Here is a 15,957-nt window from a genome sequence, read left to right as displayed (position 1 = left end):
AATTAAGTGTTGTAGGAGTGATAAAATGCCAAGTATATTTGAAAAATTATTTAAAAAGCCAGAGGATATAGCGACCAAGCTTGAAGAAAGTATAATAGATGGTGTGGGTGAAACGCTACCATTGCAGTTTGATTACGGAACATCTGATTTTAAAAAGAATTTACTCTATAATGAATATAAAAAAATAGATAAGATTTCTGTGAGTGATTACCTTTCTATAGAAACGGTAAACATATACCATGGTTATGAAGGTGTTGAAGCTCAGGTTTTTATAACTAATACCTCATCAACATCAGTAGAGTTACACAATGTTCCTCTTGGACTTTTAAACCAAGAGGGAAAATTAGTAGCTGATAAGGTAATTGATTTTAAGGGTGATTATAGAATAAAAGGAAATTCTTCATTCTACTATGAGGTACTCTTTGAAGGGGTTACTATGAGTGAAGAGATTAAGGATTTGAAGGTAGTATTTTCTTCTTTATATAATACTGGATTCGCATATACAAAAGATATGGATATAGATTCGTTTATAGATGACAATTTGCCAAGGGATACAAAGGAATTTATAAGAGAAAAACTATATGATATTCCATCAATTCGTCAAGGGGAATTTATTATTGATCCTATAGTTGCAATAGGTCAATCTGAGGGCATTGTTGCTTTAGTGCTTCTTAGAAATGGAAGTAATAGAGATGTTACAATCAGCTCACTACCTATAAGTGTGTTCTTAGAAGGTGATATTTTGGTATATAAAGGCAGTCACGCCTTAGAGGATAAGGGTATACTTGTTGAGAAAAATAAGGGGAAACTTATTGATATAAGGATTCCTAAAGGATATATATATGGTGAAGCTATAGAGGATTATATTTATAATTTAAAGGTAAAGTAATGAAGCTGTGTCGAAGTAAAATATAGGTATGTTATACACTTATATGCTATAAAACCATGAATAATATATAAATGATAAATTTATATATATTGTAGAAATAACTTTCATTTTTACAATATATATGATACAATAAATATAGTAAAACATATATTTTTTAGTTAGAAGAGAAATGCTTCGGCACTTCTATTTAGATAATAAAAAACAAGGGTTACTCCTATGGAGTAACCCTTTGTTCTACTATAGAATAAACAAATTAAATAAGGTATAATTAATAATGACATTAAATTCAAAAAAGTTAAAGGATGGTATAGCTATGGTAGGTATATTAGATATATTAGGAACGTACAGTGAAAGAGAATTAAAAAGTGTTTATAAAATTGTTGATAAAATAGAGAGTTTTCATGATGAATTAAAATCATTTTCGGATATAGAATTAAAGGAAAAAACTATAGAGTTTAAAGAAAGATTAGGAATTGGAGAATCTTTGGACAATCTTCTTCCTGAGGCTTTTGCAGTGGTTAGGGAGGCTTCATCTAGAGTTTTAAGTATGAAGCATTATAGAGTTCAACTTATTGGTGGAGTTATCCTTCATCAAGGTAGAATTGCAGAGATGAAAACAGGGGAAGGTAAGACGTTAGTTGCCACACTTTCTTCTTATCTTAATGCGCTTACAGGAGAACCAGTTCATATCATCACTACAAATGACTATCTTGCAAAGAGAGATAGAGATGAAATGGGTAGAGTACATGAATTTTTAGGTCTTACTGTTGGGGTTATTCTCCATGAGATGAAACCAGATGAAAGAAGACAACAGTATAACTGTGATATTGTTTATGGAACTAATAGTGAGTTTGGATTTGATTATCTTAGAGACAATATGGCAGTTAAGAAAGAAAAGAGAGTTCAAAGAGGACTTGAGTATTGTGTTGTAGATGAAATAGATTCAATATTAATAGATGAAGCTAGGACTCCTTTAATAATTTCTGGTGAGGGAGAGAAATCTACAGAACTTTATGTTATTGCAGATAAATTTGTTAAGTCATTAAAGAAGAATGTGGATTATGAAATAGATAGAGGTGGGAGATCAGCAGTTCTTACTGATGCAGGGATAGAACTACTTGAGAAAAAGTTTAATATAGAGAATTATTCTGATATGGAAAATAGGGATATACAGCACCATATTGCGCAGGCTTTAAAGGCGAATTACACCATGGAGCTTAATAAGGATTATATATCTAAAAAAGGTGAAATTTTCATTGTAGATGGATTTACTGGGAGAGTAATGGAAGGTCGTAGATTCAGTGAAGGTCTTCATCAAGCTATTGAGGCTAAGGAAGGTGTGAAAATTCAAAAAGAGTCAAAGACCTTGGCAACAATAACACTACAAAATTACTTTAGAATGTATACGAAGCTTTCAGGGATGTCAGGAACTGCTATAACTGAAGATTTAGAATTCCAAGAGATATATGGATTAGACGTTATAGCGATACCAACTAACAAGCCTGTAGCAAGGGTTGATGAGCTTGATTTTGTATACAAGACCTTAACCAGTAAATATAATGCAATAATCGAAGATATTGTTTCTTGCAACAAAAAAGGACAACCTATTCTAGTAGGAACTTCTAACATACAGAAGTCTGAGGATATATCTTATCTTTTAAAGAGAAGAGGAATAAAGCATTATGTTTTAAATGCTAAAAACCATGAAAAAGAGGCTGCGATAGTAGAAAATGCAGGTCAATTTGGGGCTATTACTATTGCTACTAATATGGCGGGAAGAGGTACTGATATAAAGCTTGATTCCGAAGTTGTATCATTAGGTGGATTAAGAGTTATTGGTACTGACAGACATGAAGCTAGGAGAATTGATAATCAATTAAGAGGACGATCAGGGCGTCAAGGTGATGTAGGAAGCTCAAGATTTTACTTGTCGCTTCAGGATGATCTTTTTAAGGTTTATGAGGCTGATAGGTTTAATTCTTTATTTGGTAGAATGGAATTGCCAGAGGATACACCAATTGAGAGAAGACTTGTTTCAAAGATTGTGGAGAATGCACAGAAGAATGTGGAGGGAAATAGTTTTGAAACAAGAAAGAATCTTATTGGATTTGATGATGTTATAAACAAACAGAGGCTTGTTATTTATGATGAGAGAAACTTCGTTTTAGATAATGGTGATGTAAGTCAGTACATTAAGGATATGATAGAGTTTGTATCAAAAGATATGGTAAAGAATCACCTAGAGGCTAATATTGGAGAAAATGACGATTATGAAGAAATCTATGAGTCAAATATGAGAGATTTAATTGTATTTGCAAGAGGACTTGGAATAGAAAAAGAGGAAATAGATTTAGAAATTTTAATTTATGAAGATGTAGATAAGGTTCAGAAAATCTTTAATGAAACTATTATGGATATGTACAAAAGTCTCGAGGAAAGCTTTGTAGTAGAGCAAACGCTTAATGATGATGAGGACGTTAAAAAACAAGATAAAATAAATGAAGAATTTAAAAACTTTGAGAGAGGAATACTTCTTTCAGTGGTAGATGAAAAATGGGTTGACCATATAGATAATATGGAACATCTAAAAGAAGGTATAAAGCTTAGAGCGTATAGACAAGTAGACCCAGTGGTTGAGTTCAAGATGGAGAGCAGTGAAGCTTTCGAAGATATGGTTAAGAGCGTGAAGTACAGTGTAGTTAAAGAAGTCATTAAGAATTCTTGCGCGAGGGTAAATTATGATAAATTATAATAATGTATCTTTAGTTGGATATTCAGGATTTGTTGGTTCAAATTTAGCCAGTGAATACGGGTTTAATAATTCATATAATTCTAAAAACATACATGAGGCATTTGATACAATCCCAGATGTCCTTGTGTATAGTGGCGTTAGAGCAGAGAAGTTTATAGCAAATAAGAATCCTGAGGCTGATAGAGAACATATACTAGAGGCTATTGAAAATATAAAAAAAATAAGGCCTAAAAAGCTAGTTTTAATTTCAACAATAGATGTATATGGAAATGCTATTAATGTTAATGAAGATACAGATGTAAGTTGTGATGTAGTTGAGGCTTATGGACTTAATCGAAGATATCTTGAGAATTGGGTTAAGGAAAACGTTAAGGATTACTTAATAGTTAGGTTACCAGGGCTATACGGTGACAATCTTAAGAAAAATTTCATCTATGATATGATTAGTGTAATTCCAGCTATGCTTACTAAGGCTAAATTAGATGAACTTAGCAAGTGTAATGATAAGATTAAAACACAGTATGTGCTTCAATCTAATGGATTTTATAAATGTACTGAGGGAACAGTAGAAGACAAAGAGGAACTAAAAAGGTATTTTAAGTCTGTAGGGTTTTCGGCTATTAATTTTACAGATTCTAGAGGTGTATTCCAATTTTACAATCTTAAATATCTATGGAGACATATAGAAATAGCTATGTCAAAAGGGATTAAAGTTCTAAATTTAGCATCTGAGCCTATTTGTGCTAGTGAATTATATGAATATGTATTTGGGCATGAATTTATCAATGAAATAACGACAAACCCTGTATCATATGATTTTAGAACAATCCATCATAAGGATTTTAATGGAGACGGTGGGTATATATTTACAAAGGAATTTATGTTAAAGGATATAAAACAATTTATAGATAAGGGGATAAGGTAATTATGAAACTTTCAATTTCTAACATTGGATGGAAAAAAGAAGATGATGAAGAAGTTTATAGAATGTTAAATAAGCTTAATTACTCTGCAATAGAAATTGCGCCTACTAGGATTTTCCCTGTTAATCCATATGAAAAACTTCAAGAGGCTAGAGAATGGTCTGAGGAGTTGAAAGGGAACTATGGTCTTAAGGTATCTTCTATGCAATCTATAATATTCGGTAAAACTGAAAGATTATTTGGAGATGAGACGGAAAGAGAAATACTAAAGCAGTATATTAAAGCTGGAATTGATTTTGCAGCAGTGATAGGTTGTAATAATTTAGTTTTTGGGTCTCCTAAGAATAGAATTATAGAAAGTGAAGCTGACTATGGGGTAGCAGTAGAATTCTTTAGAGAACTTGGTGAGTATGCAAGTAATAAAAATACTATATTGTCAATTGAGCCGAACCCTACTCTATATGGAACAAATTTTATAAACTATACAGAGGACGCCTTTAATATTGCTAGTGAAATAGGAAGCGACGGATTTAAGGTAAATGTAGACTTTGGAACCATAATAGAAAACAATGAAGATATAAGGGTGTTAGCTGAGAATATAGAACTAATTAATCATGTGCATATAAGTGAACCAAACCTTGTTCATATATTAGAGAGAAGTCAGCATAGAGAACTTTTTTCGTTATTAAGAGAAGTTAAGTATGATAAATACGTGTCTATAGAAATGAAACAGTGTGAACTTAATAAGATTAAGGATACTTTATCCTATGTAGCGAATTTATAAGATTTGGAGGAAAACCATGGTTAATGAAATACCTAAATTTTCATCTGTTGTTTTTAGAGAGAAAGCAAATAAATATTGTTTATGTATACCTGTGATAAATGAAGGAAGTCGAATAATAGAAGAACTTATGAAGTTGAAAGAAAATAATATTCATAAGGTAGTAGATATTATTTTATGTGATGGTGGTTCAATGGACGGTTCGATGGAAATAGAAGGATTAAAGGCGCTTAGTGTGAATACACTTTTAACTAAGACGGACAATGGTAAATTAAGTGCCCAACTTAGGATGGGTTACTACTGGGCTCTTGAGAGAGGGTATAAAGGAATTATAACTGTGGATGGCAATAACAAGGATAGTGTTGAATCAATACCATTATTTGTTGAAAAACTAGATGCAGGTTATGATATGATACAAGGATCTAGATTCATAGAGGGTGGGCATGCTATAAATACACCTATGATAAGGCATTTAGCGGTTAAACTAATACATGCACCAGCAATATCTATAGCAGCTAAACATAGGTTTACTGATACGACTAATGGGTTTAGAGGATATTCTAAAATATATTTAGAAGATAATAGAGTTAAGCCTTTTAGGAATATATTTGATTCCTATGAGCTATTAGCGTATTTATCGGTTAGAGCAACCCAATTAGGGATGAAGGTTATAGAGGTTCCGGTTACTAGAAGTTACCCAGAGGATGGTGGCGTTCCGACTAAGATTAGTGGGATAAAGGGAAACTTGAATTTATTAAATATACTGTTTAAAACATTGATAGGAAAATATAATCCTTAAGAATTTATGAGAAGGTGAAGAATATGGATTATGATAAAATTATAATAGGTGCAGGTATCTATGGACTATATGCAGCTGAAACTTGCGGGCGGAAGGGTGAAAAAGTTTTAGTATTAGAATATGATGATGATTGTTTTGAAAGGGCTACCTATATAAATCAAGCAAGGGTACATATGGGATACCATTATCCTAGGTCATATTCTACAGCAACAAAATCAGCAGGATACTTTGAAAGATTTTGTGAGGAATGCAATTTTTGCATACATGATGAATTCAAAAAAATTTATGCTATAAGTAGCAATTTTTCATGGACAAGTGGCAAGCAATTTGAAAAGTTTTGTAAAGATTCCAATATAGCTTGTGAAAAGATAAATCATAATAAATATTTCAATGAGGGTATGTGTGATGGAGCTTTTGAGACTAAGGAATTTACATATGATGCTATGATATTAAAAGCTGATGTTAAAAGTAAGTTAGAGAAATACAATAATGTTGAAATAAGATATTCAACTAGGATTGAGAGTATAAACAAATTAGATGATGCTTATGAAATTTACTTATCAAGTGGAGAAAAAGTCTCTACAGCATTCCTAATTAATGCTACATATGCGTCAGTTAATCAAGTACTATCTATGCTAGATTACGAACCTTTTAAAATTAAATATGAATTATGTGAAATAATTCTGTGCAAGGTTGATGATAAACTAAAAGATATAGGGATAACGGTTATGGATGGACCGTTCTTTTCAATCATGCCATTTGGAAAAACTGGATATCATTCTTTAACCTCTGTAACTTTTACTCCACATATAACTAGTTATGAGGTTTTACCAACATTTGATTGTCAGAAAACTAGTGGGGGGTATTGTTCACCTAAACAATTAGGGAATTGCAATATGTGTCCAAGTAAACCTAAAAGTTCATGGGTGTATATGTCAAGTCTTGCTAAAAAATACTTGAAGGAAGATTTGAAATTTGAATATGTGGAATCATTATTCTCAATGAAGCCCATACTGATGGCTTCAGAAATAGATGATTCAAGGCCTACGTTGATAAGAAAGTTTTCTGAAAAACCTACATTTATAAGTGTGTTATCAGGAAAAATAAATACGGTTTATGACTTGGATGAGGTGTTAAAGTGATAAAAGAAAAAGAAAAAAACTTTATTTCAACAGTGATATATGTCCATAATAGTGAAGCTATAGTAGGTCATTTTTTAAAGTCGTTATACAATGTTCTAAACGATAATTTTAAAAACTTTGAAATTATATGCGTAAATGATTCTTCTACAGATAATAGTGTGAATGTTATTAAGGATTTATCTAAAGATTTACCAAATTCAATTTTAACCATTGTGAATATGGGGTACTACCAAGGCATTGAGTTATCTATGATTGCGGGGGTAGATTTATCCATAGGAGATTTAGTATTTGAATTTGATGGTTTGGTTATGGATTATGATATAAACACAATAATGGCGGTTTATAATAAGGCATTAAGTGGCTATGATATAGTATCTGCATCACCTAAGAATACAACAAAGTTAGCCTCTAAAATTTTCTATAGATTATTTAATAGATTTTATAATAGTGCATCAATACTTAAGACGGAAACTTTTAGAATAATTTCAAGAAGAGCTATAAATAGAGTAAGTTCGTTAAATAAAACTATACCATATAGAAAAGCTGTATATTCAAATTCGGGACTAAAAACTAATAGTATTATATATGAAAATAAAATTATAGAAAATTCGAATTTAAAGTCAGATAATAATGGGAGAGAAAGAGAGACCTTAGCGATAAATTCATTTATATTATTCACGGATATTGGTTATAAAATATCTTTGTTTTTCTCATGTTTAATGATCTGTTTTACTATATTCACAGGGAGTTATGTTGTAGTTACATATTTTAGTTTGAACAAGCCTATAGAAGGATGGACAACAACTATGTTATTTCTTTCAGTGGCGTTTCTTGGACTATTTTTAATAATGACTATTATAATTAAATATTTATCTATAATATTAGATCTTTCATTTAGAAGGCAGAAGTATATTATACAATCTATAGATAAAATTACTAAATAGATGCCGTTGAAGGAGGCTAATATTACTTAATGAAAAGAATTTTTAAATTTCATAGTAAATCAATATTACCATCACTGTTTTTAGCTCTATATTTTTCATATTGTTATGAACCAATGAATAATGGAATAGTTAGCTTTAATAGAGTTATAGGAAATATGGCCTTATATGGTGGGGATGTATCAGATAGGGTTAGGCAATTTTACATGTTATCAATTATTATCATTCCTTTATTATATTTTTTGATTTATAGCATTCTAAGCAATGTATATATAGGTATTGAAAACAAGGAATCCACATCAATGGAAGGGTTAGAATTTGTTAATGTAGTATCTATAGTTGGAATTATACCCTTAATTTTAGCGTGGTTAAGCAAGTTTAAAACCCAGGGGCCCGTCCAGATGGATTTAGCTATTTACATTTGTCTTCTTTGGATAAGTGTATTTTTAACAATGGATATATTAAAAATATATTTAAAAGAAAAAATACCAAAATATAAAGCAATTAAGTGGGGATTATTAATATCAATACCTCTTACTTTATTTTTTCTTACACTTCAGTATAAATTAAAAAAAGAATTTAATATGGAAGGATTTTTAGGACTATATACATTTACGGTAGTTGTCATAAACCTATTGATTATTTTATGGCACAACATAATAAGAAAATTAAATTTGGATTATAATTATAGTGAAAAAGCGCTACAAATGTCATTTGTGCCATTTTTACTGTCTAGTGGGATAGTATCTATACTAATAGAAATCTTTAATATATTAAACCAACATAATATTTTTATAAAAGGTAGAGTAAAAATTTATATTTTAACATATTTTATTTTGTTTTTAATATCTGCATCTATTTACATTTATGTGAATCTTATAAAGCAGAAATGGCTTTATAAGTTTAATATGGAGTTTTGGTATTACATAATAATTATAATATCAGTAGTTTTAGTTTTTGCTCAAATACCATTACAATCAGCAATAACCACTGATTATTTTGAAGCAGCGAATCATGGTTTAGCTATTAGCGAATTTTTTAGGTATGGTAAAATTCCAATAGTAGAGACTTTCGATGCACATATGTTAAAAGTACAGTTATCTGGACATATTTTTGGATTACTTAATGGATATTCTTTAGATGCGGTATTTGTGCCTTATTTTGTTTATTCAAATATATTACTATATACTTTTATATACATGGTGTTTAGTAAGATTTTCAATAGAGATTTTGCATTTATATTTACACTTATATTTCCTATTTATTTAGATAAAGCTATAACTTTATACTTCTTTGGATTTATAACAGTATTGGCTTTAATTAAAGCAATTAAAAAGCAAAAAGTAAGAAATTATTTTATGTATTGGATAAGTATAGGTGCTACCTGTTTATATTCATTGGATGTAGGTATGGCATTTACTGTAAGCACTCTTATTATTTTTGTGTTAGTAAGAATCCTATATAAGGAAAAAATAAGGTGGAAAGCATTGGCGATTACTGGAGTTGTTATAGCATTTATCGCAGGAACAACTTTTTCATTAATGTGCATATTTAAGGATATAAATCCAATAAATCGAATACGTGAGTTTTTATCTATAGCATTATCTAATCAAAATTGGGCAATTAATGGGTTAGGTCATACTACACTGATCTCATTTGTTACTAGTTATGTGGTTATACCAACTACAGCTACGTTCCTATTTATTTTAATACTATATAAGGTTAAGCAAAATAAGGATACGATAGATATGAATAAATTTATATTCATGGCTACCGGGTTCTTGGTTTTCTTGGTAAATGCGCCAAGGGGGATAATAAGACATTCTCTTGCTAGTCACATGAACCATGTGTTATTGTATTCATTGCCTATTTTCATAGCTTTAGCTTTTACTGTCTTAATAAAAAGAAATAGGTATAAAGTATTTACAGTTTCATACTTTTTAACGCTAATGGTCTTTGGTGGAGTGTTAGGGGCAGAGATACCCGTAGAACAGTCTTTATTAGATATGACTTTTAAAAATTATTCTTCCTATGAGCAATTTAAGGGGGATTTTTCTAAGAAAGCAACTAGAGTTAAGTTAGATAATGCAATGGCTGAATTAGGCAAATCTATGAAGTATACTTTTGATAATATATTTGAACAAGATGAAACCTATTTAGATTTTACAAATCAATCACTGCTATATGCATTAACAGATCGTGAGAAACCTGTTTATATTAATCAATCACCAGGGTTGTTAAATGACGTATACTCTCAAGAGCAATTCATAGAAGAAGTTAACAATTCAACTAAAAGAGTTAGTTTTGCACTGATGCCTATAGATGATGGAGTATTAACTTTACAGTTAGACGGAGTTAAGAATTCTTATAAATATTATCTAGTCTCAGAATATATAAGTAAAAATTATACTCCTCTTTTTAAGATAAAGGGCTTTGCTATATGGTGCTTAAATGATGAATATGAATCTAAAGTTCAAAGATTAAATGAATTTATGGAAAATAATAAGGCTTCTGGGATTAAGTCAGATGTAGAATTAATAAATGAATATTATGGGGATCCAAAACTATTGCACCGGTATGACTTGATGCAAGTGCCATATATTTGGGGGACTTATGATGAGAAGAATTCAGCTATTAATTGTAATAATCAATCAGGGGTGTTGGATAATGTTGTTTTGAGTAATGGTGTTCCTGTAATCGAAGATATAGATTTAACCTCTATAGATAAATCTACGGGGAATTACATTAAGGTTAACGGAGATAGTGATAATGAGGGAATTTTTAATGTTGAGTTAGGAATGGTTGATAAAGATAGTAAGTTTACTACAGCTATTGCGTATTCCTTTAATATAGTAAAAGGTGAAGATATAAACTATATGTTAAGGGTAAGTAGTGACTTTTTATGGTATTTAGGAAATGTTAATTCAATTAGAGTGACATCGAATACTGATATGGAGAATGTAACAATATCTATATTGAAAGGTGACTGAAAATAAAAGAAAAAGATGGGTGAAAGAAATCCTTTTTTAAGATACTATAATATAAGTATCTAAAAAAGGATTTTTACTTTTGTAGTAGAAGATTAAGTAATTATTAGGAAGTTTCACTTGATAAACCAATTTCACATTATTATAAAACGTGTTATAATATGTATTATACACAATAGAATTATGGAAGGAGAACGTGTAATGCAGCAAATAAAGGCTAAGTATGAGGATACTATTGTAGATATTAATACGTTAAAAGCAAAAAATAAATCTTACTTTGTTGTAAAAAGAATTATAGATATAATTGGGTCATTAGCAGGACTAATAGTTCTTTCACCTGTTTTTTTAATATTATCAATAATAGTTAGATGGGATTCTAAGGGGCCTATATTTTTTGCTCACGACAGATTAGGCGAGAAGGGGAATATAATTAAGATATATAAGTTTAGAACTATGGTAATAAATGCTGAGGAACTGCTAAACAATTTATCATCAGAACAAAAAAAAGAGTTTGCCGAGAATTTCAAACTTGAAAACGATCCTAGAATAACAAAGGTTGGAAATTTTCTTAGAAAATCAAGTCTTGATGAACTACCGCAGCTTTTAAATATTTTAACTGGTGAACTTAGCATAGTCGGTCCAAGGCCTATAGTTGAAAAGGAAATTGAAAACTACGGGATTTATGGAGACAAGCTACTTATGGTAAAGCCAGGGCTTACAGGAAACTGGCAGGCTAATGGTAGAAGTGATACTACATATGAAGAACGAGTTCAAATGGATATGGATTACATAGATAATAGAAGTATATGGATGGACATTAAAATAATATTTAAAACATTTACTGCTGTAATAAAAAAACAGGGGGCTAGATAAATAGTTTTAAATACATTAATTAATATATTTAACGAAAAGGAGAGCCTTTTAATGAAGAAATATGATTATTTAATCGTAGGAGCAGGTCTCTATGGAGCTGTTTTTGCTCATGAGGCAACTAAAAGAGGAAAACAATGTTTAGTTATAGATAGAAGAAATCATAATGGTGGGAATATTTACTGTGAAAGTAAAGAAGGAATAAATATTCACAAGTATGGTGCCCATATTTTTCATACTAGTGATGAAGAAGTATGGAGCTATGTGAATAGTATGGTTGAATTCAATAGATTTACAAACTCTCCTATTGCTAACTATAAGGGCGAGTTATATAACCTACCATTTAATATGAATACTTTTAATAAACTTTGGGGGGTAATAACACCCGCGGAAGCAAAAGCTAAGATTGAGGAGCAAAGAGCTGTCCTTAATGGCAAAAGTCCAGAAAATTTAGAAGAGCAAGCCATTTCATTGGTAGGAACGGATATATATGAAAAGTTAATAAAGGGATATACAGAAAAACAGTGGGGACGAAGATGTGAAGAGCTGCCGGCATTTATTATAAAGAGACTGCCAGTAAGATACACCTACGATAACAACTATTTTAATGATAAATATCAAGGTATACCTGTAGGAGGCTACAATAAACTCATAGAATCACTTTTAGAAGGTTCGGATGTAAGACTTGCTACAGATTTTTTCTGTAATAGAGAGGACCTTGTAGAAGAAGCTGATAAAGTAGTATTTACAGGGATGATTGATGAGTTCTATGATTACAAATTTGGTGTTTTAGAATATAGATCCTTAAGATTTGAAACAGAGCTTATAGAGGAAGAAAATTATCAAGGAAATGCAGTTGTAAACTATACAGACACAGAGACGACCTATACTAGGATTATTGAGCATAAGCATTTCGAATTTGGGACTGGAGAGAATACCTTTATAACTAAAGAATATCCAAAAGAATGGGAAAAGGGTGACGAACCTTATTATCCTGTATTAGATGATAAAAACATAAGAAATTATGAAAAATATAGGGAATTGGCAGATAAAGAGGCTAACATTATATTTGGTGGCAGACTTGGGGAATATAAATATTATGATATGCACAATGTAATTAAAGCTGCCTTAGATAAAGTTAAAGAGGAGTTTATGTAATGGATATAAAAATACTAGTCGCTACTCACAAAAAATATAAAATGCCTAAGGATAACATGTATTTGCCATTACATGTAGGAAGAAATGGTAAAGCGGACTTAGGATATGCAGGAGATAATACTGGAGATAATATATCCTCAAAGAATGCTAATTTTTGCGAGTTAACAGGTCTTTATTGGGCATATAAAAATTTAAAGTGCGACTATATTGGACTTTGTCATTATAGAAGATACTTTACCCTTAAATCTAATATTGAAGTAGTTAAAGAGAAAAATAATAAATTTTCACTAATCCTTTCCACAGAAGAAGTAAAAAAATTAATGGATAGTTATGATGTGATTTTGCCAAAAAAAAGAAATTATTACATAGAAACAGTAAAATCACACTATAAAAATGCTCATCATATTGAAGACCTAGATAGAGTTGAAAACATAATAAAAAAATACCATAGTGAATATAGTGAAAGCTTTAATCAGGTCATGGATAACTCAAAACTTTATCTATATAATATGTTTATTATGAGTAAAAGTGACTTTGACAATTACTGTAGTTGGCTATTTGACATTCTATTTAGATTAGAGAAAGAAATAGACATTACAGATTATGATAGTTATCAAAGTAGGATTTACGGATTTTTAAGTGAAAGACTTTTCAATGTTTGGTTACATAAACAAAGTTTTAAAACTAAAGAAATATCCGTAATAAATATGGAAAATGTAAATTGGTACAAGAAGATTAAAGACTTCTTGAAAAGGAAAATTGCATCGAATTGAAAATTTTAAATTTAAAAAAGGGGTTCGGGTTAGTGAATAAATTAATATTTTTTATTTCATCAATTATATATAAGGGATTGACTATATTTAAAGTAAGAGCTAATAGAGTTATCATGGAATGTGATTATGGTAAGGGCTTTTATGGGAACTTGCAATACATATATGAGGAAATTGAGAGAGAAAAACTTCCTCTAGAAATTATAATCCCTATAAATAAAGGGGTAGAAATAAAAATAAAAGAAGATGATAAGGTTAAGATTGTAAGGACGAGAACGCCGAAACATCTATATTACTTGGCTACATCTAAGTTATGGATAACTAATAACCATTATTATCATTTTCTAAAAAAACGTAAAGAAACTACCATGATAAACACTTGGCATGCATTAGGAGCCTTCAAAAAATTTGGTCTTGATTCCGCTAAAAATCATGAGGAAATAGATAGATTTAAAGCTGATAGTAGGAATATAGACTATCTTTTAGTTAGTTCAGAGGAATTAAAACCTATATATTCAAAAGCCCTTGGGGTAAATGAAAATAAAATATTATCGATGGGAATCCCAAGAACTGATATTCTTTTTAATGAAGCTTCAAAGGAAAGCATCAGGAATGCATTTTTAAGTAAATACCCGGAGCTTAAAAATAAAAAAGTCATACTATATGCACCAACATTTAGAGATGATGAGAAGATGAATTTCAATATGAAGTTAAACCTTCATGAATTACAGAACAGACTAGGTGAAGATTATATGTTTTTATATAAACTGCATCCAATAATACGAAATCCTTACGTAGTTCAAGAGGAATTAAAGGATTTTGCCATAGATATGGGGAAAGAAAACATTAATGATTTGATGATTATAGCGGATCTTTTAATCACTGACTATTCCTCAGTGATTTTTGAATATTCATTACTGAATAAGCCAATGATATTTTTTGCTTATGATTATGATAAATACAAAAATCAGCTTAGAAACTTTTACTTTGATTTTGAAGAATTTATACCAGGGGACATGGTTACTACCACCGAAGAAATCATAGATTTTGTAGGTAAGGTAGATAGAAATGACTTTGATAAAAAGAAAATTTTAGAATTCTCAAAGAGATTTTGTGAATATACAGACGGAGAAGCTTCAAAGAGATTTGTTAAGAAGTTTATTTGAAATTGAAAATTGAAAATTAAAAGAAAGGGTGTAGGTTATGAATATAGGAATTATACTAGCGGGAGGAAGCGGCACAAGAATGGGCAGTGACCTTCCAAAACAGTTTATAGATATATATGGAAAACCATTGATTGTTCATACAGTGGAGGCTTTTGATATTAATCCTAACATTGACTATATTGCGGTGATATGTAAGGAAGAGTTTAAAGAGGATTTAACTATATGGGTTAGAAAGTATGGATTAACTAAAGTAAAGTGGATAGTAGATGGCGGAGATACAAGACAAAGTTCTGTTGAAAGTGGATTAAATGCTATAAAAGATTTTTGTGGAGAGAAGGATATAGTTGTTATACATGATGCAGCGAGACCTTTGATATCTCAAAGAATTATAGATGAGAATATAGAGATGGCTAAGGTATATGGGGCAGTGGATACAGTAATACCTAGTGCTGATACTATAATAAGAACTAAGACAGGGGAGTTTATAGATGAAGTGCCTCCAAGATCAGAATTATATCTAGGGCAAACCCCTCAAAGCTTCGAGTATGGATTGATAAAGAAAGCACATGAAAATGCAAGAATAAGTAATATAGAAACCGCTACTGATGATTGTCAGTTAGTGCTTAGATTAGGAGAAAAGGTTTATCTTGTAAATGGGGATAAATTAAACTTTAAGGTTACTACATTTGAGGATTTATTAATACTAAAGTCAGTGATAAAACTTGGTAAGTTAGAAGTAAATTAAGGTGGAAAATTAGGTTTAAGGGTAAATTAGCTTT

General features: G+C 30.5%; 13 protein-coding genes. All 13 read left to right on the top strand.

The window, feature by feature from the left end:
* The first annotated feature begins 25 nt into the window (after positions 1-25).
* The gene (locus RSA29_RS15110; RefSeq protein ID WP_346943597.1) at positions 26-889 is read left to right on the top strand and encodes an SLAP domain-containing protein; all 864 of its coding nucleotides are present in this window, start codon (positions 26-28) and stop codon (positions 887-889) included.
* Positions 890-1,163: 274 nt separating this feature from the next.
* Positions 1,164-3,641, top strand: coding sequence for a preprotein translocase subunit SecA (secA, locus tag RSA29_RS15105; RefSeq protein ID WP_346943598.1), 2,478 nt, complete (start codon positions 1,164-1,166; stop codon positions 3,639-3,641).
* A complete protein-coding gene (locus tag RSA29_RS15100; RefSeq protein ID WP_346943599.1) occupies positions 3,628-4,566 on the top strand; it encodes an NAD-dependent epimerase/dehydratase family protein in 939 nt (312 codons plus the stop codon). The genes secA and RSA29_RS15100 overlap by 14 nt, the downstream gene beginning before the upstream one ends.
* A gap of 2 nt (positions 4,567-4,568) precedes the next feature.
* Positions 4,569-5,348, top strand: coding sequence for a sugar phosphate isomerase/epimerase family protein (locus tag RSA29_RS15095; protein ID WP_346943600.1), 780 nt, complete (start codon positions 4,569-4,571; stop codon positions 5,346-5,348).
* Between the two features lie 16 nt (positions 5,349-5,364).
* The gene (locus RSA29_RS15090; RefSeq protein ID WP_346943601.1) at positions 5,365-6,144 is read left to right on the top strand and encodes a glycosyltransferase family 2 protein; all 780 of its coding nucleotides are present in this window, start codon (positions 5,365-5,367) and stop codon (positions 6,142-6,144) included.
* Positions 6,145-6,167: 23 nt separating this feature from the next.
* On the top strand, positions 6,168-7,286 hold the full coding sequence (locus tag RSA29_RS15085; protein WP_346943602.1) for an FAD-dependent oxidoreductase: 1,119 nt from the start codon (positions 6,168-6,170) through the stop codon (positions 7,284-7,286).
* Positions 7,283-8,230, top strand: coding sequence for a glycosyltransferase (locus tag RSA29_RS15080; RefSeq protein WP_346943603.1), 948 nt, complete (start codon positions 7,283-7,285; stop codon positions 8,228-8,230). Before RSA29_RS15085 ends, RSA29_RS15080 begins: the two co-directional genes overlap by 4 nt.
* A 29-nt stretch (positions 8,231-8,259) precedes the next feature.
* A complete protein-coding gene (locus RSA29_RS15075) occupies positions 8,260-11,217 on the top strand; it encodes a hypothetical protein (RefSeq protein ID WP_346943604.1) in 2,958 nt (985 codons plus the stop codon).
* A gap of 198 nt (positions 11,218-11,415) precedes the next feature.
* Positions 11,416-12,087 (top strand): sugar transferase, encoded by a 672-nt coding sequence (locus tag RSA29_RS15070; protein ID WP_346943605.1) that lies wholly within the window; start codon positions 11,416-11,418, stop codon positions 12,085-12,087.
* A 51-nt stretch (positions 12,088-12,138) separates the two neighbouring features.
* Entirely contained in the window at positions 12,139-13,242 is a 1,104-nt protein-coding gene (gene glf, locus RSA29_RS15065) for a UDP-galactopyranose mutase (protein WP_346943606.1), read from the top strand.
* Positions 13,242-14,015 (top strand): DUF4422 domain-containing protein, encoded by a 774-nt coding sequence (locus tag RSA29_RS15060; protein ID WP_346943607.1) that lies wholly within the window; start codon positions 13,242-13,244, stop codon positions 14,013-14,015. Before glf ends, RSA29_RS15060 begins: the two co-directional genes overlap by 1 nt.
* Before the next feature lie 32 nt (positions 14,016-14,047).
* A complete protein-coding gene (locus RSA29_RS15055) occupies positions 14,048-15,178 on the top strand; it encodes a CDP-glycerol glycerophosphotransferase family protein (protein WP_346943608.1) in 1,131 nt (376 codons plus the stop codon).
* 37 nt (positions 15,179-15,215) lie between these two features.
* Complete coding sequence (gene ispD, locus RSA29_RS15050; protein WP_346943609.1) at positions 15,216-15,923, top strand: 2-C-methyl-D-erythritol 4-phosphate cytidylyltransferase; 708 nt, start codon at positions 15,216-15,218, stop codon at positions 15,921-15,923.
* Positions 15,924-15,957: the final 34 nt, after the last annotated feature.

It is taken from the genome of Clostridium sp., from assembly GCF_036660475.1.
Lineage (GTDB): Bacteria > Bacillota > Clostridia > Clostridiales > Clostridiaceae > Clostridium_J.
The sequence above is the reverse complement of the archived record's forward strand: the minus strand, read 5'-3'. Positions and strand labels throughout refer to the sequence as shown.